Raw genomic sequence first — 25,965 nt, forward strand, 5'->3', positions numbered from 1 at the left:
AGCTCAGCGCCCCGTGTAGACGGGCGCGCGCTTCTCGAGGAAGGCGGTCATGCCTTCGCGGAAATCGCGGGTCTGGGTGCACAGCACCTGGTTGCGGTCTTCCATGGCGACGACCGCTTCCATGCTGCCGGCGTCCACGGCGATGCCGAGCGCCTCCTTGGTCAGGCGCAGCGCCACGGGCGTCGCGTTGAGCATGTCGTCGGCCAGCGCCTGCGCCTCGGCCTGCAGCGCGGGCAGCGCATCGACGCGGCTCACGAGGCCCAGCGCGTACGCGCGCTGCGCGTCCATGAAGCGGCCGGTGAGCATGTACTCGGCCGCGACCGAGCTGCCAACCATGCGCGGCAGGAAGTAGCTCACACCCACGTCGCAGGCCGACAGGCCGATGCGGATGAAGGCGGCGTTCATGCGCGCGTCGGGCGTGGCCAGGCGCACGTCGGACGCCAGCGCGAGCGCAAAGCCGCCGCCGCTGGCCGCGCCCTGCACCACGCTGACGATGGGCTGTGGGCAGCGCCGCATGGCCAGCATGATGTCGCGGATGCCCTTCTGCTGTTCGAGCATGTCGGCCACGCCGAGGTCTTCGCCGCCCACCTGCTCCTTCAGGTCGAGCCCGGCGCAGAAGGCACGGCCCGCGCCCTGCAGCACGACCACACGCTCGGGGCTGCGTGCATTGAGCCCTTCGAAGTAGTCGCGCAGCGCGCGCACCAGTGCCGGGTCGAGCGCGTTCAGGCGCTCGGGGCGGTTCATCGTGAGCCAGGCGACCTCGCCGCGCCGCTCGACCTGCAGCACCTCGTTCATCGCCGTCACAGCGCGCGCGAGATCACTTCTTTCATGATCTCGTTGGTGCCGCCGTAGATGCGCTGCACGCGCCCGTCGGCGTACATGCGCGCGACCATGTACTCGGTCATGAAGCCGTAGCCGCCAAAGAGCTGCAGGCATTCGTCGACCACGCGGCCCTGCGTCTCGGAGCCCCAGAGCTTGGCCATGGAGGCGGTGGCGGTGTCGAGCTTGCCGGCCACGAGGTCTTCCACGCAGCGGTCGATGAAGGCGCGGCCGACCTTGATCTGCGTGGCGATCTCGGCCAGCTTGAACTTGGTGTTCTGGAAGTCGGCGATCGGCTTGCCGAAGGCCTTGCGGTCGCGCACGTAGTCGAGCGTGGCCTGGTAGGCGCCTTCCATGGTGGCCAGCGCGTTCACGCCGATGATGGTGCGCTCGTACGGCAGGTCGCTCATGAGCTGGAAGAAGCCCTGCCCTTCCTGGCCGCCGAGCAGCGCGTCGGCCGGCACGTGCACGTCGTCGAAGAAAAGCTCGGAGGTGTCCTGCGCCTTCATGCCGATCTTGTCGAGCACGCGGCCCACGCGGTAGCCCTCGCAGCCCTCGGTCTCGACGATGAGGATGGAGGTGCCCTTGGCGCCCTGCGTCGGGTCGGTCTTGGCCACGACCAGCACCACGCCCGCGAGAAAGCCGTTGGTGATGAAGGTCTTGGAGCCTCGGATGCGGTAGCTGCCGTCGGGCTGCTTCTCGGCGCGCGTGCGCACGCCCTGCAGGTCGGAGCCGGCGCCGGGCTCGGTCATGGCGATGGCGCCGACCAGCTCGCCGCGCGCCATGCGCGGCAGATAGCGTTGCTTCTGCTCCTCGGTGCCGTGGTTCAGGAAGTAGTGCGCCACGATGGTGTGCACCGAGCTGGCCATGCCGGTCAACGCGCGGCGCGCCTTCTCCTCGTAGAACACGGCCTCGTGGCGGAAGTCGCCGCCGGCGCCGCCGTAGGCCTCGGGGATGTCGGAACACAGCAGGCCGAGCGCGCCGGCCTTGCGCCACACCTCGTGGCCCACGTGGCCGCGCTTGCGCGCCTCTTCGTCGTGGGGCACGACTTCGGTCTCGACGAAACGCACGACGTTGTCGCGGTACAGCTCCAGTTCTTCGTCGCTCCACGAGCGGCGGAAATCGATGGGCATGGGAATCCTTCTTTCTTGGGGTCTGTCTGGTTGTTTCTTGAGGTGGCGCGGAGAAGGGGTGAAGAAACCGTAGCGAGCGCCCCGAGGTCGCGTCGAGGACCGGAGCCGTACACCCGTACGGTGAGGACCGCAGATGCGAGATCGGGGCGCGCAGTAGGTTTATTCGCCCCTTCTCAGCCGACGCGGCGTTCTTTGCCAGCCCAGAAGGGCTCGCGCAGCTGGAACTTCTGCAGCTTGCCGGCGGCCGACAGCGGCAGCGCATCGCGGAACTCCACGCTGCGCGGGCACTTGTAGTTGGCGATCTGGTCGCGGCAATGGGCGATGACGTCGTCGGCCGTGAGCGGCATGCCTTCGCGCAACACGATCACGGCATGCACGCGCTCGCCCCACTTGTCGTCGGGCACGCCGATGACGGCGGACATGAGCACCTGCGGCATCTGGGCGATGGCGTTCTCGACCTCGGCCGAGTACACGTTCTCGCCGCCGCTCACGATCATGTCCTTCATGCGGTCGACCACGAACAGCAGGCCGTGCTCGTCCATGTAGCCGCCGTCGCCGGTGTGCATCCAGCCGCCGCGCAGCGCGGCCTCGGTCTCGGCGGGCTTGTTCCAGTAGCCCTTCATGACCATCGGGCCGCGCGCGACGATCTCGCCGACCTGGCCGGGGGGCAGCTCGTTGTCCTCGCCGTCGACGATGCGGATCTCGGCCACGGGCACCGGCGTGCCGGCCGCGCGCAGCAGGCGGTTGCGGTCGGGCCCGGGCAGGTGGAAGTGCGGCATCAGCACGGCCACGGTGGGCGACAGCTCGGTCATGCCGTAGGCCTGCGAGAAACTCGTGGCGGGCAGCGCGGCCATGGCCTGCTCGAGCAGCGCCACGTCGATGGGCGCGGCGCCGTACAGCAGCATCTGCAGGCTCGACAGGTCGAACTCGGCAAAGCGCGGGTGCTCGATCACGCGCTTGATCATGGTGGGCACCAGGAACATCTCGGTGGCGCGCGCGGCCTGGATGGCCTGCAGGATCGCCACCTCGTCGAACATGGGCACCACGTGCTGCGGCACCAGCCGCAGGATGCTCTGCAGCGACAGCCCGCAGCCGGCCACGTGGAACATGGGCACGGCGATGACCACGGCGGCGTTGCGCGTCTCGCGCGGCACCGCGGCCACCGAGCTCAGCGCGTTGATGTAGAGGCTGCCATGCGTGAGCATCACGCCCTTGGGCCGGCCGGTGGTGCCGCCGGTGTACATGATGGCGGCCAGCTCGTCGGCGCTGTGCGGTGCGTCGTCGATGGGCTGCGCGTCGGCCAGCAGCGCCTCGTAGCCGACCATGCCCTCGGGCACGGGGCCGTCGCCGCAGTACACCACGGTGCGCAGCGAGGTCGAAAGCTTGCGCAGCTCGCCGGCCATGGGCGCGAACAGGTCGTCGACCAGCAGGATGCGCGTGTCGCAGTCGTCCAGTGAGTAGGCGACCTCCTTCGGGTTCCAGCGGATGTTCACCGGATTGATGACGCCGCCGCCCCACCAGGTGCCGAAGAAGAACTCGACGAAGCGGTGCGAGTTGAGGCTCATCATGCCGACGCGGTCGCCGCGCGCCATGCCGAGCTGCTGCAGCACGGCGCCCAGGCGCGCCACGCGGTCGGTGAGGGTCGCGAAGTCCAGGCGGTGGTTGCCGCAGACCACGGCGGTTTCGCGGGCCTTCTCGCGGCGGCCTTTGTGCAGGGGCTGGGTGAGGAACATGGTGTCGTCTCCTTGGTGGTTTTTTTGTCAGGCAACCCGGCGTGCGTGGCCGGCCCAGTGCGGCTCGCGCAGGCGGTACTTCATGACCTTGCCGGCGCCCGAGATCGGCAGCGCGTCGACGAACGCGACGCTGCGCGGGCACTTGTAGCCGGCGATCAAATCGCGGCAGTGGGCGATGAGCGCGTCGGCATCGGCATCGCTGCCAGGCTTGCGCACCACCACCGCATGCACGGCCTCGCCCCATCGCTCATCGGGCACGCCGATGACGGCGGCGGCGGCCACGGCGGGGTGGCGCGCGAGGGCGCCCTCGACCTCGGCGCAGTAGATGTTCTCGCCACCGCTCACGATCATGTCCTTGTAGCGGTCGACGATGAAGACGAAGCCGTCGTCGTCCATGCGGGCGGCGTCGCCGGTGTGCATCCAGCCATCGCACAGCGCGGCGGCCGTCTGCTCGGGCAGGTTCCAGTAGCCCTGCATCACGCACGGGCTGCGCACGGTGAGTTCGCCGACGGTGCCGCGCGGCACCTCGCGGCCGTCGCCGTCGCACACGCGCAGGTCGATGCCCGAGAGCGCCTGCCCGGCCGAGGCCAGCTTGCCGAGCTTGCGGCCTTCGGGCGAGTGGTAGTGGCGCGTGAGGTAGCTCACGCCGGCCGACAGCTCGGTCATGCCGTAGCCCTGCGCGAACTCGGCCTGGGGAAAGGTCGCGAAGGCGCGCTCCAGCAGCGCCTCGGTGATCGGCGAGGCGCCGTAGCCCACGAAGCGCACGCTCGACAGGTCGGCCTGCGCGGTGCGCGGGTCGTCCACCAGCATCTGCAGCATGGCGGGCACGGCCATGAGGTTGGTGGCGCGGTCGCGCTCGATGGCGGCGAGCATGCCGTCCACCGAGAAGCCCGGCAGGATGATCTGCGCGCAGCCCATGAGCACGCCGCGCAGCAGGAACGACAGCCCCGCCAGGTGAAAGAGCGGCGCCACCTGCAACAGCCGCGCGCTGTCGTCGAAGAAGGCGCCGAGCATCGACACCTGCGCATTGATCACCAGCGCCGCGTGGCTGAGCATCACGCCCTTGGGCCGGCCGGTGGTGCCGCCGGTGTAGAACACGCCGGCCAGGTCGTCGCCGCCACGCAGCGCGTCGGGCACGGGCTCGCTCTCGCGGACCAGCGCTTCGTAATCGGTCATGCCCGTGGGCGTCTGGCGCTCGCCCATGTAGACCCAGGTGGTGACGGCGCGCGCGGCGGCGCGCAGTTCGTCCGCCGTCGCCAGGAACTGGTCGTCCACGAACAGGATGTGCGTCGCGCAGTCGTCGAGCGAGTGCGCCATCTCGGCCACGCTCCAGCGCGTGTTGACCGGGTTGACCACGCCGCCGGCCCACCACACGGCCAGGTAGTACTCCAGCGTGCGATCGGCGTTGAGCGCGAGCACGCCCACGCGGTCGCCGGGCTGCACGCCCAGGCGGCGCAGCCCGCCTGCCAGGCGCGCGACGCGCTCGCCGAGCTCGCCGTACGTGCGCGTGCGGCCCTGGAACACGGTGGCGACGGCGCGCGGGCTGCACTGCATGGCGCGGTGCAGGGCCTGCGTGAGGTACAGCGGCGGTGGCGTGGTGGGCATGGACAAGGCTCCTGTCGGTGCGGTGCGGAAATGCCATGCATGCGCGAACGCGCATGCCCGGGACACAAGGACGTCAGCGTGCTTCGGCCACGGGCGCAGCCACGCCCCAGCGCTTGAGCAGCGCCGGCCCGTCGTCCGGCGACACGGCCGGCGGCACGACCGGCGCGGTGCGGCTGAAGCGCGGCGCGGGCGCGGGCTGCACCACGCCGCCCACGGTGGCGAAGGTGCCGCGCGCCACGTTGTGCGGGTGCTGCGGGGCCTCGTCCCAGTCGAGCACGGGGGCGAAGCAGGCGTCGCTGCCTTCGAGCAGCACGCACCACTCGTCGCGCGTGCGGGTGCGGAACACGTCGGCCAGGCGCAGCTTGAGCAGCGGCCAGCGGTCGGCGTCCATCTGGGCGTCGAAGGCGGGGTCGTCGACCAGGCCGCAGCGCTCGCGCAGCAGCGCGTAGAACTGCGGCTCGATGGAACCGATGGCCACGTACTTGCCGTCGGCGCAGGCGTAGGTGTCGTAGAAGTGGGCGCCGCCGTCGAGCAGGTTTTCGCCGCGCTGGTTGCTCCACTGGCCGGCCGACTTGAAGCCGTACATCATGGCCGACAGCAGGGCGGCGCCGTCGGTCATGGCGGCGTCGACCACCTGGCCCTGGCCCGAGGCCTTGACCTCGTGCAGCGCGGCCAGCAGGCCGAAGGCCAGCAGCATGGCGCCGCCGCCGAAGTCGCCCACGTAGTTCAGCGGCGGCACGGGCGCCTCGCCCGAGCGGCCGATGGCGTGCAGCGCGCCGCTGATGGCGATGTAGTTGATGTCGTGGCCGGCCGCGTGCGCCAGCGGGCCGTGCTGGCCCCAGCCGGTCATGCGGCCATAGACCAGGCGCGGGTTGCGCGCGAGGCATTCGGCCGGGCCCAGGCCCAGGCGCTCCATCACGCCGGGGCGGAAGCCCTCGATGAGGATGTCGGCGCGCGCGATGGCGTCGAGCACCGGCGCGGCGGCGTCGGGGGCGCGCAGGTCGACCTCCCAGGTGCTGCGCCCGCGCGCCAGGATGTCGTGGGGGTCGCGCCGCGTGCCGGGGCGCGCGATGCGCAGCACCTCCGCGCCCATGTCGGCGAACAGCATCGCGCAAAAGGGGCCGGGGCCGATGCCGGCCATCTCGACGACCCGAAGTCCTTTCAGGGGTCCTGCCATGTGTGTCTCCTCTGGCGCGCACCCGGCGGCCTGTTGTGTGAAGGCATCTTGGCGCGCGGGCGCCAGCGTCGCATCGTCGGAAGCGACGAAAGCGCGGAAAGACGGTTCAGCGCCCCGTGAAGACGGGCGCGCGCTTGGCCGCGAAGGCCGCGGCGGCCTCGCGGAAATCCTCTGTTTTCAGCGCCAGCACCTGGGCGCGGTTCTCCACCTCGAGCGCGGCGTCGAGGCTCGGGGCCTCGAGGTTGGTCCACATGAGCTGCTTGGTGTGGCGCGTGGCGTAGGGGCTGTTGCGCAGCACGTCGGCGGCCAGGGCGAGCGCGCGCGGCAGCAGGGCCTCGTCGTCCACCAGCGCGGCGACCAGGCCGATGCGCTCGGCTTCGTCGGCCGGCACGGGTCGGCCCGTGAGCATGAGCTCGAAGGCGCGCGAGGCGCCCACCAGCCGCGGCAGGTGGTAGCTGATGCCGCACTCGCCGGCCGTGAGGCCGATGCGCACCGCGCCCACATGGAACGACGCCGAGCGCGCGGCCACGCGGATGTCGGCGCCCAGCGTGAGCGCAAAGCCCGCGCCCACGGCCACGCCGTTGACGGCGGCGATCACCACCTTGTCGAGCGCGCGCAGCCGCCGCACCATGCCGGCGAACAGCTCCTGCCCCGCCATCAGGTCGGCCACCGAGGGCTCGCCGTCGAGCGGCTGGTCGTCGCGGCGCGTGAGCGGCGTCGTGAGGTCCCAGCCGGCGCAGAAGCCGCGCCCGGCGCCGGTGAGCACCAGCACGCGCACGTTGTCGTCCTGCGCCAGTGCGTCGAGCGCTGCACACAAGCGCCGCACCGTGGGCTGGCTCAGTGCGTTGAGGCGCGCCGGGCGGTTCAGCGTGAGCAGTGCGATGCCGGCGCGGCTGCGGTCGATGAGGATGTCGTCTGCTTCGCTGTCGGGCATGGCGGTCTCTTCCTTGTTCAGCGACCAGTCCAACGCGGTGCGCGCTTCTCGATGAAGGCGCGCGGACCTTCCTTGAAGTCTTCGCTCGCGGCCACGCGCTCGAAGGCGTCGCGCGTGAGGGCGCGCAGCGCGGCCTCGTCGAGCCCGCTGTTCGCCTCGCGCGCCACGCGCAGGCTCTGGCGCACCGCCACCGGGCCGTTGCGCGCGATCTCGGCGGCCAGCGCCGGCGCGGCTTCGCGCAGCCCCTCGACGTCGGGCACGAGGCGGTTGACCAGGCCGAAGCCGTGGGCGCGCTCGGCATCGAGCTGGCCCGCCGTGAGGATCAGTTCGAGCGCGATGTTCGGCGGAATGGCGCGCGGCAGCCGGTACAGCCCGCCCGCCGCGGCGATCAGCCCGCGCAGCACCTCGGGCAGGCCGAAGGCGGCCTGCCGCACGGCCACGACGAGGTCGCAGGCCAGCACGAGCTCGGTGCCGCCGGCCAGCGCCTTGCCGTTGACGGCGGCGATCCACGGCTTGCTGCGCTCGCGGTACACGAAGCCCGCGAAGCCGCCACGCTCGGTGCGCAGCGCGCTGCCGCGGCCGGCCGACACTTCCTTCAGGTCGGCGCCCGCGCAGAAGGCCTCGCGGCCGGCGCCCGTGAGCACCACGGCGCGGATGTCGTCGTCGGCCTCGGTGGCATCGACGGCGGCTTCGAGGCCCGAGGCCACATCGCCGTTGACGGCGTTGCGCGCCTCGGGGCGGTCGATGGTGACGAGGGCGACGTGGCCCGGCAGGCGTTCGACAGTGACTGCGCTCATGACACGCTCCAGTTCAAGAGTTCATCGGTACCCGCTGTCACCATGCCGCCGCAACCGACGGGGCTGCGGTCCAGGTCGGTCAGCACCTTCAGCGAGGCCGTGTCCGTGGCCTCGACGCGCGCCATGAGCCGTTCGCCGGCCGGCGTGCGCGCGATCACGATGCCCTGCGAAGGCTGGCCGTCGCGGCCGTAGACCACGGTGAAGGTCTCCAGCGTGGCGGCGCCCGTGTACTGCAGCACCAGCGGCGGCACCGGCCCGCGCCGCGCATCGGCGGCGGCCTGCACGTCGTAGTCGGGCTTCGGAAGCCCCTGCGGCGGCGGGCTGGAGCCCAGCACCAGCGCGTGGTGCTTGGTGACGTACTCGCCCTGCCCGTAGAGCAGCGCGGCCTTGCCCTTCGGCGCGGCGCGCAGCGCGCGCACCAGGCCGGCGGCGGCGTGCGTCATGTAGTCGTTGAGCGGCGCGCCGAAGAAGCTCAGGCCGCCGGTTGAGGTCATGCGCGCCTCGGGCGCCAGGCCCAGCGTGCGGCGCGCCATCTTGGGCACGATGGGGAAGCAGCTGTACAGCTCCAGCATCTCGAAGGCCGAGGCGTCGCCGCCGACCTGCGCGAGCACGGTTTCCATCACCAGGTCCTGCGCGTGCGAGCGGTGGTACTGGTCGCGCTGCAGGTAGTCGCGCGGCTCGCGCGCGGCGGCGCCGTCCCACACGTAGACCCAGCGGTCTTCGGGAATGCCCAGTTCGCGCGCGTGGCCCACGCTGGTGAGCAGCACGGCCGCGCCCATGTTGACCAGCGGGTTGGCCACCATGTGCTTGGTGTAGGGCCAGGCGATGAGGCGGTTGGCCGCGTCGACGCGCGCGATGTCTTCGGGCGTGAAGGGCTTGCGCAGCCAGGCATAGGGGTTGGCGGCGGCCACTTCGGAATAGCGCGCCCACAGGCGCGACGACTCGTCCTGCGCCTGGCGCGGCGTCTGGCCCCAGTGCGCGAGCGCGGCGTTCTCGTAGAACGGGTAGATGGTGGTCGGCATGGCCGCACCGAGCTGGATCGCCACCGGGTGACAGATGTCGGTGCCGCGCACCAGCTTCACGCTGTCGTCGCGCGGGGTCCAGTCGAGCGGAATGCCGAGCTTGGCGGCGGCGTCCACCGTGTAGCGCGCCTCGGCGCCGGTGATGGCCGCCACTTTGCTCTCGCCGCGCGCGATGCGCAGCGCGGCTTCGTGGATGTAGCGCACCGGCGCTTCGCCACCGGTGACGCCGTAGACGCTGCGCGCCGGGTTGCAGCCCAGGCGCGCGTTGAGCAGCGCGGGCGCGTCGGTGTAGGGCCACGAGTACTCGCAGACGACGTCGAGCGAATCGAGGCCGGCCAGCAGCGCGGCGGCGCCGCTGTCCTGTGCGGCCGCGCGCATGGCGCGCGCCATCAGCTCGATGGGTTCGAGGCCTTCGGCGGCCTCCTTGGTGCGGTGTGTGATCTCGCCGACGCCGACGATGACCGGCGTGCGGTCGTCCAGTGCTGTCATGGGGTTAGTGCTGTGAGAGGGTTTGTTGTTGCTGCAGCTGCGCCACGCGGCGCAGGTGCCACGCGGGCGGGCCGAACTGGCCTTCGATGAGGGTGGCGCGGCGCACGTAGTGGCCGACGGCGAGTTCTTCGGTCATGCCCATGCCGCCATGCAGCTGCACCGCGCCCTGCCCCACGGCGCGGCAGGCCTCGGCGACCGCGACCTTGGCGGACGAGACGGCGCGTGCGCGCTCGGATGCGGTCGTTCCCGTGCCGAGCGCCTCACCCACGCTGGCGGTGAGCGCGTCGGCCTGCTCGAGCGCCATGTGCATGTCGGCCAGCCGGTGCTGCAGCACCTGGAAGCTGGAGATCGGCACGCCGAACTGCTTGCGCTGGCGCACGTAGTCGAGCGTGTCGCGCATCAGCCGGCGCAGGATGCCGATGGATTCGGCGCAGACCGCGAGCGTGGCTTCGTCGAGCGCCTGCTCGATCTGCGGCAGCGCTGCGCCTTCCTCGCCGAGCAAGGCATCGGCGTTCAGGCGCACTGCGTCGAAGGCGATGTCGGCCGCGCGGCCGCCGTCGCGCGTGCGGTAGACACGCAGCTGCACGCCGGGCGCATCCTTGGGCACGACCAGCAACGACAGGCCCTTGTCGCTGCGCGCCGTGACGATGACATGGCTGGCCCAGGGCGCGGCCTGCACCACGGCCTTGCGGCCGTCGAGCCGCAGCCGGCCGTCGGCCTCGCGCACGAGCCTCGTGCGCACGTCGTCGCGCGCATGGCGGCTGTGCGGCTCGTCGTGCGCGAAGGCCAGCACGGCCTGCCCCGCGACGACGCGCGCGAGCAGCGCATCGGCCATCGCGCCGGGGTGGCTCTGCAACAGGCCGGCGCCGATCACCAGCGTGGAAATGTACGGCTCGGCCGCGAGCGCGCCACCCAGCGTGGGCAGCAGCGCGAGGTGCGCGGCCAGGCCGAGGCCCAGGCCGCCCTGCGCTTCGGGCAGGGCCGCGCCCAGCAGGCCGAGGTCACTTGCCAGGCCTTGCCAGAACGGCGGCGGTGCGTCGTCGGCGGCGGCCAGCGCATGAAGTCGCTGCTCGAAGCCGTGCTGGTCGTCGAGGTAGCGCGCGAGGCTGTCGCGCAGCATCGCGAGGGTGTCGTCTTGGTCGGTGAGGGTGGTCATGGCAAGCGGGCCTCAGCGGGATTGCAGGAGCTGCGCGGCGATGATGTTGCGCTGCACTTCGTTGGAGCCGGCATAGATCGACGCGGCGCGGTCGTTGAGGTAGGCCGACATCGAGAACACCGCCTCCTCGGGCACGGCCAGCGCGCCCTGCAGGCTGTCGTCCAGCGGCAGGTCGGCCGCCGCGTAGTGGGCGGCGATCTCCACGCCGAGTTCGGTCAGGCGCTGGCGCAACTCGGAGCCCATCACCTTGCCCATCGAAGGCCGGATGCCGTGCGGCTCGCCGCGCGCCTGGGCCCGCAGCGACTGCAGCTCGGTGGCCTCGACCGCATCGATGGCGCAGTCCATCTCGGCCAGGCGCAGCGCCATTTCGCGCGCCTCGTCGGCGGCGGTGTCGCTCGCGGCGGCAAAGGCGCTGTCTGCCGCGGCGCGCAGCCGGCGCAGACGCGCGCGCAGCATCGGCGCCCAGGCCCCGCCGCGCTCGTGCTGCAGCAGGTACTTGGCCACCGTCCAGCCCTGGTTCTCCTCGCCGATGAGGCCACTGGCGGGCACGCGCACGTCGTCGAAGAACACCTGGTTGAGCTCGTGGTCGCCCGAGATGCTGATGATCGGGCGGATGGTCAGGCCCGCCTGGGGAATGTCGAAGCACAGGAAGCTGATGCCCTGCTGCGCCTTGCCGCCCGAGGCGGTGCGCACGAGGCAGAACATGCGGTTGGCGTACTGCGCGTGGGTGGTCCAGATCTTGGTGCCGTTGATGACGTAGTCGTCGCCGTCGCGCACCGCCTTGCACTGCAGCGAAGCCAGGTCGGAGCCCGACTGCGGCTCGGAGTAGCCCTGGCACCAGTAGTCCTCACCCGAACGGATGCCCGGCAGCCAGGCCTGCTTCTGCGCCTCGGTGCCGAAGGCGATGATCACCGGCGCGACCATGCCGGGGCCCATGGGCGCGCGCGGCGGCGCGTCGGCCGCGGCCAGTTCGCTCGCGAAGAGGTAGTGCTGCATCGGCGTCCAGCCGGTGCCGCCGTGCTCCACCGGCCAGTGCGGCACGCTCCAGCCGCGCCGGGCCAGCACGCGGTGCCAGCGGTTGCCGTCCGCGTAGTCGGTGAAGATGCCGGAGCAGCGGCGCCCTGCGGCACGCAGCTCAGGCGTCAGCTCGCGCGCGAGAAAGTCGCGAACCTCGTCGCGAAACGCGGTCTCCGCCGCGCTGAGGGTCCAGGCCATGGTGTTGTCTCACAGGGTTCACACCCGGCAAGTGTGCGGCGCGCGCGCCGGCGCGGCATCGTCGGATCGGACGAACGTGGGCGCCCCGCCGCGGCGGTGAGCGCTTTTTTCTTCAGTTGAGACCGGTGCAGGGCCGAACGCTCAGGCCGCGACCGCTTCGCGCGCCGGCACCGCTTGCGTCCCGACGGGCATGTGCTGCGCCCAGTCGATGATCTCGAGCGTGCCGTCGGCATGCTCGGCCAGCGCGGTGAGGCTTTCCACCCAGTCGCCGTCGTTGCAGTACAGGATGCCGTCGATGTCGCGCATCTCGGCGTGGTGGATGTGGCCGCACACCACGCCCTGCGCGCCGCGGTTGCGGGCCTCTCGGGCCACGGCGTTCTCGAAGTCGCCCACGTAGCTCACGGCACGCTTGACCTTGCCCTTGAGGTACTTCGAGAGCGACCAGTACGGCAGCCCCATGCGCGCGCGCAGCGAGTTGAGGTGGCGATTCAGCTTGAGCGTGAACTCGTAGAGCGAGTCGCCCACGTAGGCCAGCCACTTGGCGCACTGGATCACGCCGTCGAACAGGTCGCCGTGGATGATCCACAGCTTGCGGCCGTCGGCCGTCTCGTGGATCCATTCGTCGGCCACGTCGATGCCGCCGAAGTTGTGGTTCAGGTACTTGCGGGCGAACTCGTCGTGGTTGCCCGGAATGAAGATCACGCGCGTGCCCTTGCGCGCCTTGCGCAGCAGCTTCTGGATCACGTCGTTGTGCGCCTGCGGCCAGTACCAGTGGCGCTTGAGCTGCCAGCCGTCGATGATGTCGCCGACCAGGAACAGGGTCTCGCACTCGGTGTACTTGAGAAAGTCGAGCAGTGCCCGCGCCTGGCAGCCGGGCGTGCCCAGGTGCAGGTCGGAGATCCAGAGGGTGCGATAGCGCAGCGCCGGACGCGCCGCATCGTCGTCCTCCGGCTCGGGAGGCTGGATCGCGGTGTCGCGCCAGGCGCGAAGGAAAGCGTCGTCGCGTTGCATGGTCCGGCAGGTTCGCATCCGCGCATGACCGCGCGATGGCGACTCCGTGACATCCCGGTGACGCGTGGCACCGGGGCAACGCCACAATCGGACGATGCGCTCTGGCCAGATCATCGTTCTCGTGTCCCCCGTGTTCTTTTTGCTGATCGCGATCGAGTTCGCGGTCGGCCGCGCACGCGCCCGGCGCGGCACCGGGCAGGACACCTACCGCCTGGCCGATGCCGTGAACAGCATCGGACTGGGCATGCTCAGCCAGATCAGCGCGGTGCTCACGGGGCTGTTGCGCGTCGGCATCTACACCGCCGTGTATTCGGCGGTGGCGCTCTTTCCGCAAGAGGCGGCGCGCGAGTTCTGGACCACCTGGTACGGCTGGCTGCTGGCGCTGGTGTTCTACGACTTCTGCTACTACTGGCTGCACCGCATGGGCCACGAGTCGGCCGTGCTGTGGGCCGCGCACGTGGTGCACCACCAGAGCCAGCACTACAACCTGTCGACCGCGCTGCGCCAGACCTCGAGCGGCGCGCTGCTGGGCTGGATCTTCTACCTGCCGATGGCCGCGGCCGGCGTGCCGCCGCTGGTGTTCGTCGTGGTGTCGCTCATCGACCTGCTCTACCAGTTCTGGGTGCACACCGAACAGGTCGGCAAGCTCGGCTGGTTCGACCGCTGGTTCTGCTCGCCCTCGAACCACCGCGTGCACCACGCGGTGAACGACACGTACCTGGACCGCAACTACGGCGGCGTGCTGATCGTGTGGGACCGCCTCTTCGGCACCTTCCGCGAGGAGGACGAGCGCTGCGTGTACGGCACGCGCGGCGAGCTGAAAAGCTGGGACCCGCTGTGGGCCAACGCCGAGGTCTACTGGGCGCTCGCGAAGGATTCATGGCATGCGCGCCGCTGGTCCGACAAGCTGCGCGTGTGGTTCAAGCCGCCCGGCTGGCGCCCGGACGACGTGGCGGCGCGCTACCCCAAGCCGGCCTTCGACATCGCGAAGGTCACGCGCTACGAGCCCGTGGTGAGCCGCGGCGTGCAATGGTTCGCGGGCCTGCAGTTCCTCGCGCTGCTGGCCGGCGTGACGGTGTTCCTCTGGTACTCCGACGCCGTGCCGCTGCCGCAGGCCGCCGTCTGGCTGGCCGCGCTGACGGCCGGGTTGTGGGCGGTCGGCGCGGTGCTGCAGGGGCGGCTCTCGGTCACCGAGGTGCTGCTGGTCGAGGCCGCCGCGCTGGCCACGGCGAGCGCGGCCTTGGGCATCGGCTGGCTGCACCTCGTCTTCAAGCCATTGGCGCTGGCCATCGCCATCGCCTTCGCGGCCCGCCGCGCGCAACGCCAGCCCGGCGGCATCGCGCGCTTCGATGCGCTGCTGTTGACTGGCCTGGTCTTCTCGCTCGCGGGCGACGTGCTGCTGATGGGGCCGGCGAACCTCTTCGTGCCCGGGCTCGTGTGCTTCCTGCTCGCGCACCTGGCGTACATCGCGCTGTTCCGCATCGGCGTCGGGCTGTTCCCGCGGCCACGCGCGCTGGCAGCCACCTTGCTGATCGGCGCGGGCATGTACGCCTTCCTGTGGCAGGGCGGCCTGCCGGTGGCGCTGCGCATTCCGGTCGGCTTCTACGTGGTGGTGATCGCCTGCATGGCGGCGCAGGCCATCGGGCGCGCAGCAGTGCTGCGTTCCAGCGACCCGGCCGCGCTGTGGGTGGCGGTGGGCGCCTGCTTCTTCATGCTGAGCGACGCGCTGCTGGCGATCAACCGGTTCGTGTCGCCGCTGCCGCTGGCGTCGCTGTGGGTACTCGCGACGTACTACACGGCGCAGATGCTGATCGTGCGGCACGTCCGGCGGCCGACGCCTTGACTGGCTGCCGAAGGCACAGCCCGGCCTGCTAGTCGGCCGGGCGCCCCATCGCCGGCGGGCCAATCTCGAACGATGCCGTCTGGATGAGGCCCTGGCGGACCACATAGACGCACACCATCTCCACGGTGCCGATCCCTTCCGGGAAGTTGCGCGTCACCACCTCGTGATCGACAACGACATGCCCCATGACCGAGCGCTGCAACAGGCGTGCATGAAGGTCAGGCTCGGCAAAGCGAATCGCGGTCCGGGCGCGCAACTCGGCATGACCGGCCGCCAGCAGCTTGCCTGCCAGTTCGAATTGCCTGGCGTCCTCGGCGTAGGTGGCCAGCCACGCCTCGAGATCCCTGGCGTTGTAGGCGGCCAGCTGGCGCTGCACCACGGCTTCGGGGGATACATCGAGGGTCATGGATTCCAGCCTTGGTTCGACAAAGCAACCCGGCGTCTCAGTCCGCGCAGCGCTGGATTTCGACCGTCGAGTGCCGGATCTCCTCATGCATCGAGAAGCACGCCCGCACCTGATCTGCGGTGAGCGTGGGCGAGTGCGTCACCACCGTGAGCGCGCAGGCGTACGCATCGCGGCCGACGCGCCAGACGTGCAGGTCGGCCACGCAGGTTTCGGAATCGGCCAGCATCGTCTCGACGCCTTCGCGGATTTCGGCGGTGACGGGGTGGTCCATCTCGCGGTCGAGCAGGACCTTGCCGGTTTCCTTCAGCAGGCCCTTGGCCCAGACGGCGACGAGCACGGCGCCGACGATGCCCATGGCCGGGTCGAGCCAGGACCAGCCGTAGAACCAGCCACCCAACAGCGCCGCGATGGCGAGCACCGAGGTGGCGGCGTCGGCCACCACGTGCAGGTAGGCGGAGCGCAGGTTGAGGTCGTGGCCGTGATCGTGATGGTCATGACCGTGGTGGTCGTGTCCATGGTGATCGTGCGAATGCCCCAAGAGCCGCGCGCAGACCAGGTTCACCACCAGGCCCAGCACCGCGATCGAGATGGCTTCGGGGTAGTGGATGGCCACGGGCGACCACAGCCGCTCCAGCGAGCCGATCACCATGAGCGCGGCGACGCCGAGCAGCAGCAGCGCGCTCGCGAAGCCGCCGAGCACCTCGATCTTCCAGGTGCCGAAGGCAAAGCGCGGGTCGCGGGCGTAGCGCCGCGCGGCGGCGTAGGCAAAGGCGCTCAGGCCGATGGCCAGCGCGTGCGAGCTCATGTGCCAGCCGTCGGCCAAAAGCGCCATGGAGTTGAACCACCAGCCGGCGCCGATCTCGATGACCATCATGGCGGCGGTGATCCACATCACGAGGCGGGTGCTGCGTTCGGCGGCGGCATTGCCGGCGCCGAAATGGTGGTCGTGCTGCCAGGCGCTCAGGTCGTGGGTGTGCATGGTTTTCTCTTCAGGCGCCGAACAGGTCCGGGCCGTCGGCGCGGCCCGAGGGCGGCACCACGCCCAGGTGGCGGTAGGCCGCGAGCGTGGCGATGCGCCCGCGCGGCGTGCGTTGCAGGTAGCCCTGCTGGATGAGGTAGGGCTCGATCACGTCCTCGATGGTGTCGCGCTCTTCGCCGATGCTGGCGGCCACGTTGTCCAGGCCGACCGGGCCGCCGTCGAAGCGGTGGATGACGGCCTCGAGCAGCTTGCGGTCCATGAGGTCGAAGCCCTGCGGGTCGACGTCGAGCATGGCCAGCGCCTTGTGCGCGATGTCCTCGGTGATGCGGCCGTTGCCCTTGACCTCGGCGTAGTCGCGCACGCGGCGCAGCAGGCGGTTGGCGATGCGGGGCGTGCCGCGCGAACGGCGCGCGATCTCGAAGCCGCCGGCGGCGTCGGTCTCGACCTTGAGCAGGCCGGCGCTGCGGCGCACGATGAGCGCCAGTTCTTCGGGCGTGTAGAACTCCAGCCGCGCCACGATGCCGAAGCGGTCGCGCAGCGGGTTGGTCAGCATGCCGGCGCGGGTGGTGGCGCCCACCAGCGTGAAGGGCTGCAGGTCGAGCTTGATGCTGCGCGCCGCGGGGCCCTCGCCGATCATGATGTCGATCTGGTAGTCCTCCAGCGCGGGGTACAGGATTTCCTCGACGACCGGGCTCAGGCGGTGGATCTCGTCGATGAAGAGCACGTCGTTGGGCTCGAGGTTGGTCAGCAGCGCCGCCAGGTCCTTGGGCTTTTCGAGCACGGGGCCCGAGGTCTGGCGCAGGTTGACGCCCAGCTCGGCCGCGATGATGTGCGACAGCGTGGTCTTGCCCAGGCCCGGCGGGCCGAACAGCAGCACGTGGTCGAGCGCCTCTTTGCGCTTGCGCGCCGCGCCGATGAAGATCTCGAGCTGCTCGCGCACCTTGGCCTGGCCGACGTACTCGTCGAGCAGCTTGGGCCGCAGCGCCCGCTCGATCGCCTCCTCGTTGGGCGAGGCGGGGGCGGCGGACACCACGCGTTGCGGGGCGGGGGCGAAATCGTCGGTCTGGATGGTCATTGGAGGTGGGTCTTCGGCGATGAGTTTAGTCCTTGGCCACGCTGGCAGAATGATCGGCTAATACAACAAAACGAGGGGAAGGTCAGGCGTGTCCATCTACGAACTGAAACCGCGTTTCCAGGCACTGCTGCGACCGCTCGTGGTCCGGCTGCATGCGATGGGCGTGACGGCCAACCAGGTGACGCTGGCGGCCTGCGCGGTGTCGGTCGGGCTCGGACTCTGGCTGTTCTTCGCCGCGCCCTCGCTGGCGGCCTTCGGCCTGATCCCCGCCTGGATGTTCCTGCGCATGGCCTTCAACGCCATCGACGGCATGCTGGCGCGCGAACACCACCAGCAAAGCAAGCTGGGCGCCTTCCTCAACGAACTCACCGACGTGGTCTCCGACGCCGCGCTCTACCTGCCCTTCGCGCTGGTGGCGCCGTTCGCGCCGTTCTGGGTCGGCACGGTCATCGTGCTGGCCGGGCTGAGCGAATTCGCCGGCGCGCTAGGCCCCACGGTGGGCGCCTCGCGCCGCTACGACGGGCCGATGGGCAAGAGCGACCGGGCCTTCGTGTTCGGCGCGCTCGGGTTGTATGTCGCCCTCGGCGGGCCGCTGCCGGGCTGGACCGCCCTGCTGATGCCGCTGGTGGCCGCGCTGGTGGCCTGGACGGTCGTCAATCGCATCCGCCGCGCCTTGGCCGAAGCTGAAGCGCCCGCCGCCTGAAACACCCCCATACAAATAAATAAAGAAGAACCTTCTTCATGACCCCTTCCACACCCCGCGTCGCCGCCGAACAGCACTTCCGCACGCACGACGGCGAATCGCTGTTCTACCGCCACTGGCCGGCCACCGGCGCCGCGCGGCGCGGTGCCGTGCTGCTGTTCCACCGCGGCCACGAGCACGGCGCGCGCATGGCGCACCTGGTCGACGAGCTGAACCTGCCCGACTTCGACTTCTTCGCCTGGGACGCGCGCGGCCACGGCCTGTCGCCGGGCCAGCGCGGCTACAGCCCCAGCTTCGGCACCTCGGTGCGCGACGTGCAGACCTTCGTGCAGCACATCGCCGCCGCCCACGGCGTGCCCGAACACGACATCCACGTGGTCGCGCAGAGCGTGGGCGCAGTGCTGATCGCCACCTGGGCGCACGACTACGCCCCCAAGGTGCGCGGCCTCACGCTGGCCTCGCCGGCCTTCAAGGTCAAGCTCTACGTGCCGTTCGCGCGGCCGGGGCTGGCGCTCATGCATAAGCTGCGCGGGCTGTTCTTCGTGAACAGCTACGTGAAGCCGAAGTTCCTCACCCACGACCCCGAACGCATCGAGAGCTACAAGAACGACCCGCTGATCTCGCGCCCGATCGCCGTCAACATCCTGCTGGGCCTGTACGAGGCGGCCGACCGCGTGGTGGCCGACGCCAACGCGATCACGCTGCCGGTGCAGCTGCTCATCTCGGGCGCCGACTGGGTGGTGCACCACAAGCCGCAGCACCAGTTCTTCGATCGGCTGGGCAGCGCCGTGAAGACGAAGACGGTGCTGCCGGGCTTCTTCCACGACACGCTGGGCGAGAAGGACCGGGCACCCGCGGTGGCGTCGATCCGCGAATTCATCCTGCAGCGCTTCGACGAGCCGGCCGTGCCGGTCGACCTGCGCGAGGCGCACCTGCGCGGCAACACCGCCGACGAGTCGCGCGCGCTGGCCGAACCGCTCTCGCCCCTGTCGCCGCGCGGCGCCTACTGGGCGATCACGCGCGGCGGGCTGCGCGTGGGCGGCGCGCTCTCCAGCGGCATCGCGCTGGGCCACGCCACGGGCTTCGACTCGGGCAGCACGCTCGACTACGTCTACCGCAACCAGCCGCAGGGCAAGGGCGCGCTGGGCCGCTCGGTCGACCGCACCTACCTGGACTCCATCGGCTGGCGCGGCATCCGCCAGCGCAAGATCCACGTCGAGGAGCTGCTGCGTATTGCGATGGAGCGGCTGGTCGAGATGCACCGCGAGGTGCGGCTCATGGACATCGCGGCCGGCCACGGCCGCTACGTGCTCGACGCGGTGCTGGCCAGCCCGGTGAAGGCCAGCTCGGTCCTGCTGCGCGACTACAGTGACATCAACGTGCGCGACGGCACGGCCCTCATCGCCGAGAAGGGCCTGGAAGACGTCGCGCAGTTCGTGCAGGCCGACGCCTTCGACCGCATCAGCCTGGCCAGCGTGACGCCGCGGCCCACGCTGGCCGTGGTGTCGGGCCTGTACGAGCTGTTCCCCGACAACGAGATGGTGCGCCGCTCGCTCGCGGGCGTGGGCGACGCGGTGGAAGACCGGGGCTACCTGGTCTACACCGGCCAGCCCTGGCACCCGCAGCTCGAAATGATCGCCCGCGCGCTCACCAGCCACCGCCAGGGCGAAGCCTGGGTGATGCGCCGGCGCACGCAGGCCGAGATGGACCAGCTGGTCGAGGAGGCGGGCTTCCGCAAGATCGACCAGCGGGTGGACGAGTGGGGCATCTTCACGGTGTCGCTGGCGGTGCGCGTCGCGCAATGACCGCCCGGCGCGCGCCCCGGCCGTGGAAACGCGCCGCCGCGTGGCTGGTGCTGCTGGGGCCGCTGTTCTACGCCACGTATGGCTTCGCCAACTGGTGGGCCACCACGCGCGCCAGCGTGCCCTCGATGGCCTTCGACTGGGAGCGGCAGGTGCCCTTCTGGGCCTGGACGATTTTTCCGTACTGGACCATCAACGTCTTCTACGCGCTGTCGCTGTTCCTGGCGCGCGACCGCCACACGCTCGACCGGCATGCGCTGCGGCTGGTGAGCGCCACGCTCATCGCCTGCACCTGCTTCATCCTCTGGCCGCTGCACTTCAGCTTCGGCCAGCCGCCGGTGGAGGGCGCGCCGGCCTTCCTGTTCAACGCGCTGCGCGGCTTCGACCAGCCCTACAACCAGGCGCCCTCGCTGCACATCGCGCTGGCCGTGATCCTGTGGGACTGGTACCGGCGCTTCATCCGGCCGCTGTGGGCGCGGCTCGTGCTGCATGTGTGGGCCTTCGCGATCTGCGCCTCGGTGCTCACGACCTGGCAGCACCACTTCATCGACATCCCGACCGGCGCGCTGCTGGGCATCTTCTGCGTCTGGCTGTGGCCGATGGCGCGCCGGGTGTCGATGCTGCGCGCGTGGCGCCTGGCGCGCGATCCGCAGCGGCTGAAGCTCGCGGGCTTCTACGCCGTGGGCGCGGCGCTGTGCCTGTTCGCGGCGCTGGCGACCGGCGGCGTGGCGCTGTGGCTGGCGTGGCCGGCGGCGGCGCTCGCGCTGGTGGCGCTCAATTACCTCGGTTTCGGCGCGCGCGGCTTCCAGATGGACGGCCACGGCCGCATGGGCTGGGCGGCGCGCTGGCTGTTCGCGCCCTACCGCCTGGCCGCGGCCTTCAATGTGTGGCTCTGGACGCGCAAGCTGCCGGCCTCGGTCGAGGTGGTGCCCGGCCTGCGCCTGGGCCGTCGCCCCACGCAGGCCGAATGGCTCGCCGCCGGCCAGCCCCGGCTCGTGAGCCTGTGCGCCGAGCTGCAACTGCCGGCCGGCGTGCCGCCCGCCCGTGCGCGCTGCGTGCCGCTGCTCGACCTCGTGGTGCCGCCACCCGTGCGCCTGCGCCGCGCCGCGGCCGTCATCGAAGGCCAGCGCCGCGCGGCGGTGGCCGACGGTTCGGCCGTGTGGGTCTGCTGCGCGCTGGGCTTCTCGCGCAGCGCCGCCGCCGTGATCGCCTGGCTGGGCCGTGACCACGGCCTGGCACAGGCCGAAGACGCCGTGCGCCGCGCCCGCCCGCAGATCGTGCTGCACGCCGCCTGGCGTGCAGCGCTCGCCCCCATGCCTGACTCAGCCCCTTCGCGCCATGACTGACAACGAACGCGCCACCTGCACCACCCTGGCCGGCCTGCTGCGCGCGGCGGCCATGCTCGCCCTGTGGGGCTTCGCGCTCACCTGCATCGCCGCCCTGGTGCTGGCGCTCACGCTGCGCGGGCTCTCGAACACCGCCATCCTGGCCTTTGCCGCGGTGATGGTGCTGGGCGTGCTCGAACGCTACTTCGCCTTCCGGCTGCGGCTGGACCAGGCGCTGTTCGAAGGCCTGGCCAACGGCCAGATCGCCTCGCTGGGCGCGATGGACAACGCCCTGTCGGTGCTCGGGCTGCGCGACCCGCCGCCGCAGCCCAACGCCCGCGCGCTCGCCGACCGCGTCCAGGGAACCCGCCAACTGATGCAGCGCCACGCCATCGTGATCGCCTGCCAGAACGCGCTCTTCCTGCTCGCCCTCATGACACAGGAACTCGCTTGAACAACGACAACGGCAACAACAAGAACGACAGCAGCAGCAGCAGCAGCGACGACAACGACAGCGCCCGCCCCGGCGCCATCGTGCGCCGCGGGCTCGCGGTGGTGGCGGGCCAGCTCATCATCGGCGCGGCCGGCCTTTTGACCGGCGTGCGCGCCATCTGGTCGGGCACCACGCCCAAGGCCGAGCAAACGCTGTACTTCGCCAACCACACGAGCCACGGCGACTTCGTGCTGCTGTGGGCCACGCTGCCCTCCGACCTGCGCGCGCTCACGCGGCCCGTGGCGGGCCAGGACTACTGGGAGGCCTCGAAGCTGCGCAACTTCATCGGCAAGGACGTGTTCAACGCGCTCATGATCCGCCGCGACGGCTCGGGCCAGGGCGGCAACCCGGTCGACCAGATGAAGGAGGCGCTGGAAGGCGGCGACTCGCTCATCATGTTCCCCGAGGGCACGCGCAACACGGGCGACGACATCCTGCTGCCGCTGAAAAGCGGCCTCTTCCACCTGGCGCGCGCCTGCCCCACCGTGCGGCTGGTGCCGGTGTGGATCGAGAACCTCAAGCGCGTGCTGCCCAAGGGCACGCTGGTGCCGATCCCGCTGGCCTGCACGGTGCGCTTCGGCGCGCCGATCCAGCTCGAGGAAGACGAAGACAAGGTCGCCTTCCTTGCCCGCGCCCGCACGGCCATGCTCGACCTGCGCCCCGAGTACGACCGCATCGAACAAAACGGAGGGACCGCCTCGTGATCGAAATGTCCCCCTTCGCCTGGACCACCTTCAAGCTCTTCGGCGGCGTCTTCGGCGTGCTCGTGCTGGCCTCGGCCATCGGCGCGCTGCTCAAGTGGCGCGTGGCGCACGGCCAGCCGCACTCGGTGATCGACAACCTCAACTCGCGCGTCAATGCGTGGTGGGTGATGGTGGCGGTGATCGGCCTGGCCTTTGCCTTCGGCAAGGGCGGCGTGATCGTGCTGTTCTACCTGATCTCGTTCTATGCGCTGCGCGAGTTCATCAGCCTGGCCTACACGCGGCGCGGCGACCACGGCGCCATTGCGCTGGCCTTCTTCGTGGCGCTGCCGGGCCAGTACTTCCTGATCTGGATCGACTGGTACGGGCTGTATTCGATCTACATCCCGGTCTACGCCTTCCTGCTGCTGCCCATCCTGGCGGCCGTGGGCGGCGACACGCAGCGCTTCCTGGAGCGCACCTCGAAGATCCAGTGGGGCCTGATGGTGTGCGTGTTCTGCATCAGCCACGTGCCGGCGCTGCTCACGCTGCAGATCCCGGGCTTCGAGGGCCGCAACCTGCTGCTCATCGCCTTCCTGGTCATCGTGGTGCAGGGCAGCGACGTGCTGCAGTACGTGTGGGGCAAGCTCTTCGGCAAGCGCAAGGTGGCGCCCGCGCTGTCGCCCTCCAAGACCTGGGAAGGCCTGATCGGCGGCGTGGCCAGCGCCACCGCGATGGGCGCGGCGCTGTACTGGGCCACGCCCTTCAACCCGTGGCAGGCAGCGCTCATGGCCTTCATGATCTGCCTCTTGGGCTTCTTCGGCGGATTGGTGATGTCGGCCATCAAGCGCGACCGCGGCGTGAAGGACTGGGGCTCCATGATCGAAGGCCACGGCGGCATGCTCGACCGGCTCGACTCGGTGATCTTCGCGGCGCCGATCTACTTCCACGCGCTGCGCTACTGGTGGGTGCCATGAGCCCGGCGGCGAAGAAGACCGCGGTCAAAATTGACCGCATCGTCGACGACACGCCGCTGGAATGCGCCGACGCCGCCGCGCTGCTGCGTTGGTACAAGAAACACCATGCGAGCCACGCCGGCGTCTGGCTGCGCATCGCGAAGAAGGCCAGCGGCATCGCCTCCGTCGACCACCCCGAGGCGCTGGAGATCGCGCTGTGCTTCGGCTGGATCGACGGCCAGCGCAAGAGCCAGGACGCGCAGTTCTTCCTGCAGCGCTTCACGCCGCGCACCGCGCGCAGCATCTGGTCGAAGATCAACCGCGACAAGGCCCTGAAGCTCATCGACGACGGCCGCATGCAGCCCGGCGGCCTGGCCGAGGTGGCGCGCGCCCGCGCCGACGGCCGCTGGGAGGCGGCCTACGACGCCCCGAGCGTGGCCACCGTGCCGCCCGACCTGCAGGCCGCGCTCGACGCGAACCGCAAGGCCAAGGCCTTCTTCGCCACGCTCGATGCGCGCAACCGCTTCGCCGTGCTGTTCCGCACCCAGGGCGCGAAGAAGCCCGAGACGCGCGCCCGGCGCATCGCGCAGTTCGTCGAGATGCTCGCCAAGGGCGAGAAGATCCACCCCTGAGCCTGCGCGCTGCGGTGCGCGCCGCTCACTGCGGCCCGGTGCCGGTCGCGATGACCGCGAGCTGGTCGGGGTCCACGATGCGGATGCGCTTGTAGCTCATGTCGATCACGCCTTCCGCGACCAGCCGTCCCAGCTCCTTGTTGATGGTCTGGCGCGACAGCCCCAGCATCGCCGCGAGGTCGTTCTGCGACAGCCGCACCGGCAGGCTCGCGGCCGCCTCCACCTGCATGCCGTAGAAGTGGATCACGCTCATCAGCGTGGCCGCCACGCGCCCGCGCACCGAGTTCAGCATCTGGTTCTGCAGCAGCACCACGCTCAGTCGCTGGCGCTTCAGGCCCAGCCGGGCCACGCCGCGCCACAGCGCGGGCTCGGCGTCGAGCACCGCGATCACGGCGTCGCTGGGCAGGTGGACGATCACCGAGTCTTCGTGCGCGTGGTAGTCGTAGGGCAGCGGCACGTCCTCGAGCAGGCGCACCAGCGGCGCCACCTGGCCGGGCCCGAGCAGCGCGTTGACGTACTTGCGCCCCTGCGGGCTCATGCTGCTGATCTCCAGGCAGCCTGACACCACCGCCAGCAGCTCGCGCTTGTGGCGGTCGCGTGCCAGCACCTGCGTGCGGCGGCGGTAGCGCACCAGCCGCGCCGACTTCATGAGCTCGGCACGGCGCGCGTCGGGCCATTGGGAAAACAGCTCGTTCCAGCGCAGCGCGCGGTCGAGCAGCTCGGCGCTGTCTTCGGCGTCGGGGGGGGTGGTTGCAGGTGGTCGGGTCAGCGGGTTCTCCCTGCCCTGGTGTTCACGAATCTGTCAAAGCGTTGACAGATTCGGGGGCCCTTCATTTCTATCGTAAGCCCCGGACATCGACAAGCACACAGGCGGCACCGCCTTGCGGCTCGCCACACCGGAGACAACCCAAATGAAGAAGACAGCCACCGCGGCCCTCGCGCTCGCGGCCTGCGCCCTTGCGTCCGCGCAAAGCACCGTGAGCGTCTACGGCACGCTCGACCTGTACGTGGCACACGCCAAGTCGGGCCCCGCCTCCTCCATGCGGCTGGAGGACGGCGGCCAGACCGCCTCGCGCATCGGCTTTCGCGGCACCGAAGACCTGGGCGGCGGCCTGGGCGCGCACTTCACGCTGGAGAGCGGCTTTGCGCCCGACACCGGCAACGGCACGCTGCCCGGCCCCGCGATGTCGTTCAGCCGGCAGTCCTTCGTCGGGTTCTCGGCGCCGTGGGGGCAGATCGACGCGGGCCGCATGTACACGCCGATGTTCTACGCGCTGTTCAAGGCCGACCCCTACGGCCTGAACTCGGTGTTCTCGCCCATCAACCTGGTGGCCGCCACCGACGCGCAACCGGGCCTCACGCCCTTCGCGGCCCGCGCCAGCAACATGGTGCGCTACCGCACGCCGGCCAGCATGGAGTTCTTCGCCGACCTGGCCTACGCGCCCGGCGAATCGAGCGCGCCGAGCCACCAGAGCGGCAACATCGGCTGGGCGCGCAAGCCCTACTACATCGCCTACGCCTTCCAGCGCGCGCGCTCGGGCTCGGCGGCGGCGCCCGTGGCCTCGCCCGCCACCACGACCTACCAGACGCTGACCGGCTCCTACGAGCTGCCCTCGATCGGCCTGCAGCTGTACGCCAGCTACGTGCGCAACGCCTCGAGCCTGCCCAACGTGCCGACCGCGAAGCTCGTGAACCTGGGCGCCACCTACAACGTGACGCCGGCCTCGAACCTGATCTTCGGCGCCACGCAGCGCAAGGTGGCCGAGAGCGAACGCTCGCAGCTGGCCTGGACGCTGGGCTACGACTACTACCTGAGCAAGCGCACCGTGGTCTATGCGCGCTGGCTGCGCCTGCTGAACCGGCACGGCGCCTCGGCCTCGCTCGCGACCATTCCGGTGATCGCCAACAGCGGCAACGACGTGCGCGTGCTCGCCACCGGCATCCGCCACAACTTCTGACTTCCGACACCTCCGCCATGCC

Annotated in this window: 24 protein-coding genes; 9 read left to right on the top strand and 15 right to left on the bottom strand. The window is 70.6% G+C overall.

Annotated features, from left to right (window positions below; all coding sequences use genetic code 11):
* Window positions 1-3 precede the first annotated feature (3 nt).
* The 11 genes from AC07OH_RS23990 to AC07OH_RS24040 form a co-directional block, all read right to left on the bottom strand.
* Window positions 4-795: an enoyl-CoA hydratase/isomerase family protein gene (locus AC07OH_RS23990; RefSeq protein WP_495302452.1), complete on the bottom strand. Its 792-nt coding sequence runs from the start codon at window positions 793-795 to the stop codon at window positions 4-6.
* 5 nt (window positions 796-800) lie between these two features.
* Window positions 801-1,952: an acyl-CoA dehydrogenase family protein gene (locus tag AC07OH_RS23995; RefSeq protein ID WP_139704386.1), complete on the bottom strand. Its 1,152-nt coding sequence runs from the start codon at window positions 1,950-1,952 to the stop codon at window positions 801-803.
* Window positions 1,953-2,125: 173 nt separating this feature from the next.
* On the bottom strand, window positions 2,126-3,685 hold the full coding sequence (locus tag AC07OH_RS24000; RefSeq protein WP_492698720.1) for a long-chain-fatty-acid--CoA ligase: 1,560 nt from the start codon (window positions 3,683-3,685) through the stop codon (window positions 2,126-2,128).
* A 27-nt stretch (window positions 3,686-3,712) separates the two neighbouring features.
* On the bottom strand, window positions 3,713-5,290 hold the full coding sequence (locus tag AC07OH_RS24005; protein WP_495302376.1) for an acyl-CoA synthetase: 1,578 nt from the start codon (window positions 5,288-5,290) through the stop codon (window positions 3,713-3,715).
* Between the two features lie 73 nt (window positions 5,291-5,363).
* Window positions 5,364-6,467 carry a CaiB/BaiF CoA transferase family protein gene (locus AC07OH_RS24010; protein ID WP_495302377.1) on the bottom strand — a complete coding sequence of 368 codons (1,104 nt, stop codon included), beginning with the start codon at window positions 6,465-6,467 and terminating at the stop codon, window positions 5,364-5,366.
* Between the two features lie 106 nt (window positions 6,468-6,573).
* A complete protein-coding gene (locus AC07OH_RS24015; protein WP_495302378.1) occupies window positions 6,574-7,401 on the bottom strand; it encodes an enoyl-CoA hydratase/isomerase family protein in 828 nt (275 codons plus the stop codon).
* Between the two features lie 17 nt (window positions 7,402-7,418).
* The gene (locus AC07OH_RS24020) at window positions 7,419-8,198 is read right to left on the bottom strand and encodes an enoyl-CoA hydratase-related protein (RefSeq protein WP_495302379.1); all 780 of its coding nucleotides are present in this window, start codon (window positions 8,196-8,198) and stop codon (window positions 7,419-7,421) included.
* On the bottom strand, window positions 8,195-9,709 hold the full coding sequence (locus AC07OH_RS24025; protein WP_495302380.1) for an acetyl-CoA acetyltransferase: 1,515 nt from the start codon (window positions 9,707-9,709) through the stop codon (window positions 8,195-8,197). The genes AC07OH_RS24020 and AC07OH_RS24025 overlap by 4 nt, the downstream gene beginning before the upstream one ends.
* A gap of 4 nt (window positions 9,710-9,713) precedes the next feature.
* Window positions 9,714-10,865, bottom strand: coding sequence for an acyl-CoA dehydrogenase family protein (locus AC07OH_RS24030; RefSeq protein ID WP_495302381.1), 1,152 nt, complete (start codon window positions 10,863-10,865; stop codon window positions 9,714-9,716).
* A gap of 12 nt (window positions 10,866-10,877) precedes the next feature.
* Window positions 10,878-12,080, bottom strand: coding sequence for an acyl-CoA dehydrogenase family protein (locus tag AC07OH_RS24035; RefSeq protein WP_495302382.1), 1,203 nt, complete (start codon window positions 12,078-12,080; stop codon window positions 10,878-10,880).
* Window positions 12,081-12,221: 141 nt separating this feature from the next.
* A complete protein-coding gene (locus AC07OH_RS24040; protein WP_101490432.1) occupies window positions 12,222-13,091 on the bottom strand; it encodes a UDP-2,3-diacylglucosamine diphosphatase in 870 nt (289 codons plus the stop codon).
* A 94-nt stretch (window positions 13,092-13,185) separates the two neighbouring features.
* Between AC07OH_RS24040 and AC07OH_RS24045 the strand changes: the two genes are divergently transcribed.
* Entirely contained in the window at window positions 13,186-14,934 is a 1,749-nt protein-coding gene (locus AC07OH_RS24045) for a lysoplasmalogenase family protein (protein ID WP_495302383.1), read from the top strand.
* 28 nt (window positions 14,935-14,962) lie between these two features.
* On the opposite strand, the gene AC07OH_RS24050 is transcribed toward AC07OH_RS24045, so the two are convergent.
* Genes AC07OH_RS24050 through ruvB form a run of 3 tightly spaced genes read right to left on the bottom strand, consistent with a single transcriptional unit; the run spans window position 14,963 to window position 17,394 of the window.
* Window positions 14,963-15,340: a nuclear transport factor 2 family protein gene (locus tag AC07OH_RS24050; RefSeq protein WP_495302384.1), complete on the bottom strand. Its 378-nt coding sequence runs from the start codon at window positions 15,338-15,340 to the stop codon at window positions 14,963-14,965.
* Window positions 15,341-15,377: 37 nt separating this feature from the next.
* Window positions 15,378-16,319, bottom strand: a complete 942-nt coding sequence (gene dmeF / locus AC07OH_RS24055) for a CDF family Co(II)/Ni(II) efflux transporter DmeF (RefSeq protein WP_495302385.1) — start codon at window positions 16,317-16,319, stop codon at window positions 15,378-15,380.
* 10 nt (window positions 16,320-16,329) lie between these two features.
* Entirely contained in the window at window positions 16,330-17,394 is a 1,065-nt protein-coding gene (gene ruvB / locus AC07OH_RS24060) for a Holliday junction branch migration DNA helicase RuvB (protein WP_062482092.1), read from the bottom strand.
* 88 nt (window positions 17,395-17,482) lie between these two features.
* Here ruvB and AC07OH_RS24065 point away from each other — a divergent pair, with 88 nt between their 5' ends.
* The 7 genes from AC07OH_RS24065 to AC07OH_RS24095 all read left to right on the top strand — a co-directional run bounded on the left by AC07OH_RS24065 (window position 17,483) and on the right by AC07OH_RS24095 (window position 23,985).
* Complete coding sequence (locus tag AC07OH_RS24065; protein ID WP_492679944.1) at window positions 17,483-18,097, top strand: CDP-alcohol phosphatidyltransferase family protein; 615 nt, start codon at window positions 17,483-17,485, stop codon at window positions 18,095-18,097.
* Window positions 18,098-18,135: 38 nt separating this feature from the next.
* Window positions 18,136-19,902: a bifunctional alpha/beta hydrolase/class I SAM-dependent methyltransferase gene (locus tag AC07OH_RS24070; protein WP_495302386.1), complete on the top strand. Its 1,767-nt coding sequence runs from the start codon at window positions 18,136-18,138 to the stop codon at window positions 19,900-19,902.
* A complete protein-coding gene (locus AC07OH_RS24075; protein WP_495302387.1) occupies window positions 19,899-21,245 on the top strand; it encodes a phosphatase PAP2/dual specificity phosphatase family protein in 1,347 nt (448 codons plus the stop codon). The genes AC07OH_RS24070 and AC07OH_RS24075 overlap by 4 nt, the downstream gene beginning before the upstream one ends.
* Window positions 21,238-21,678, top strand: a complete 441-nt coding sequence (locus tag AC07OH_RS24080) for a hypothetical protein (RefSeq protein WP_062482724.1) — start codon at window positions 21,238-21,240, stop codon at window positions 21,676-21,678. Before AC07OH_RS24075 ends, AC07OH_RS24080 begins: the two co-directional genes overlap by 8 nt.
* A gap of 77 nt (window positions 21,679-21,755) precedes the next feature.
* A complete protein-coding gene (locus AC07OH_RS24085; protein ID WP_495302453.1) occupies window positions 21,756-22,421 on the top strand; it encodes a lysophospholipid acyltransferase family protein in 666 nt (221 codons plus the stop codon).
* A gap of 5 nt (window positions 22,422-22,426) precedes the next feature.
* Window positions 22,427-23,374, top strand: coding sequence for a phosphatidate cytidylyltransferase (locus AC07OH_RS24090; protein WP_495302454.1), 948 nt, complete (start codon window positions 22,427-22,429; stop codon window positions 23,372-23,374).
* Entirely contained in the window at window positions 23,371-23,985 is a 615-nt protein-coding gene (locus AC07OH_RS24095; RefSeq protein ID WP_495302388.1) for a YdeI/OmpD-associated family protein, read from the top strand. The genes AC07OH_RS24090 and AC07OH_RS24095 overlap by 4 nt, the downstream gene beginning before the upstream one ends.
* Window positions 23,986-24,010: 25 nt before the next feature.
* On the opposite strand, the gene AC07OH_RS24100 is transcribed toward AC07OH_RS24095, so the two are convergent.
* On the bottom strand, window positions 24,011-24,634 hold the full coding sequence (locus AC07OH_RS24100) for a Crp/Fnr family transcriptional regulator (RefSeq protein WP_223301435.1): 624 nt from the start codon (window positions 24,632-24,634) through the stop codon (window positions 24,011-24,013).
* 262 nt (window positions 24,635-24,896) lie between these two features.
* On the opposite strand from AC07OH_RS24100, the gene AC07OH_RS24105 reads away from it, so the two are divergent.
* Window positions 24,897-25,943 (top strand): porin, encoded by a 1,047-nt coding sequence (locus tag AC07OH_RS24105; protein WP_495302389.1) that lies wholly within the window; start codon window positions 24,897-24,899, stop codon window positions 25,941-25,943.
* Window positions 25,944-25,965: the final 22 nt, after the last annotated feature.

This window comes from Variovorax sp. GW821-FHT10C12 (assembly GCF_059415405.1).

Coding starts and splice junctions, on each gene's coding strand:
- AC07OH_RS23990 (WP_495302452.1), bottom strand. CDS start 795: ATGAACGAGGTGCTGCAGGTCGAGCGGCGCGGCGAGGTCGCCTGGCTC.
- AC07OH_RS23995 (WP_139704386.1), bottom strand. CDS start 1,952: ATGCCCATCGATTTCCGCCGCTCGTGGAGCGACGAAGAACTGGAGCTG.
- AC07OH_RS24000 (WP_492698720.1), bottom strand. CDS start 3,685: ATGTTCCTCACCCAGCCCCTGCACAAAGGCCGCCGCGAGAAGGCCCGC.
- AC07OH_RS24005 (WP_495302376.1), bottom strand. CDS start 5,290: ATGCCCACCACGCCACCGCCGCTGTACCTCACGCAGGCCCTGCACCGC.
- AC07OH_RS24010 (WP_495302377.1), bottom strand. CDS start 6,467: ATGGCAGGACCCCTGAAAGGACTTCGGGTCGTCGAGATGGCCGGCATC.
- AC07OH_RS24015 (WP_495302378.1), bottom strand. CDS start 7,401: ATGCCCGACAGCGAAGCAGACGACATCCTCATCGACCGCAGCCGCGCC.
- AC07OH_RS24020 (WP_495302379.1), bottom strand. CDS start 8,198: ATGAGCGCAGTCACTGTCGAACGCCTGCCGGGCCACGTCGCCCTCGTC.
- AC07OH_RS24025 (WP_495302380.1), bottom strand. CDS start 9,709: ATGACAGCACTGGACGACCGCACGCCGGTCATCGTCGGCGTCGGCGAG.
- AC07OH_RS24030 (WP_495302381.1), bottom strand. CDS start 10,865: ATGACCACCCTCACCGACCAAGACGACACCCTCGCGATGCTGCGCGAC.
- AC07OH_RS24035 (WP_495302382.1), bottom strand. CDS start 12,080: ATGGCCTGGACCCTCAGCGCGGCGGAGACCGCGTTTCGCGACGAGGTT.
- AC07OH_RS24040 (WP_101490432.1), bottom strand. CDS start 13,091: ATGCAACGCGACGACGCTTTCCTTCGCGCCTGGCGCGACACCGCGATC.
- AC07OH_RS24045 (WP_495302383.1), top strand. CDS start 13,186: ATGCGCTCTGGCCAGATCATCGTTCTCGTGTCCCCCGTGTTCTTTTTG.
- AC07OH_RS24050 (WP_495302384.1), bottom strand. CDS start 15,340: ATGACCCTCGATGTATCCCCCGAAGCCGTGGTGCAGCGCCAGCTGGCC.
- dmeF (WP_495302385.1), bottom strand. CDS start 16,319: ATGCACACCCACGACCTGAGCGCCTGGCAGCACGACCACCATTTCGGC.
- ruvB (WP_062482092.1), bottom strand. CDS start 17,394: ATGACCATCCAGACCGACGATTTCGCCCCCGCCCCGCAACGCGTGGTG.
- AC07OH_RS24070 (WP_495302386.1), top strand. CDS start 18,136: ATGACCCCTTCCACACCCCGCGTCGCCGCCGAACAGCACTTCCGCACG.
- AC07OH_RS24075 (WP_495302387.1), top strand. CDS start 19,899: ATGACCGCCCGGCGCGCGCCCCGGCCGTGGAAACGCGCCGCCGCGTGG.
- AC07OH_RS24080 (WP_062482724.1), top strand. CDS start 21,238: ATGACTGACAACGAACGCGCCACCTGCACCACCCTGGCCGGCCTGCTG.
- AC07OH_RS24090 (WP_495302454.1), top strand. CDS start 22,427: ATGTCCCCCTTCGCCTGGACCACCTTCAAGCTCTTCGGCGGCGTCTTC.
- AC07OH_RS24095 (WP_495302388.1), top strand. CDS start 23,371: ATGAGCCCGGCGGCGAAGAAGACCGCGGTCAAAATTGACCGCATCGTC.
- AC07OH_RS24100 (WP_223301435.1), bottom strand. CDS start 24,634: ATGAAGTCGGCGCGGCTGGTGCGCTACCGCCGCCGCACGCAGGTGCTG.
- AC07OH_RS24105 (WP_495302389.1), top strand. CDS start 24,897: ATGAAGAAGACAGCCACCGCGGCCCTCGCGCTCGCGGCCTGCGCCCTT.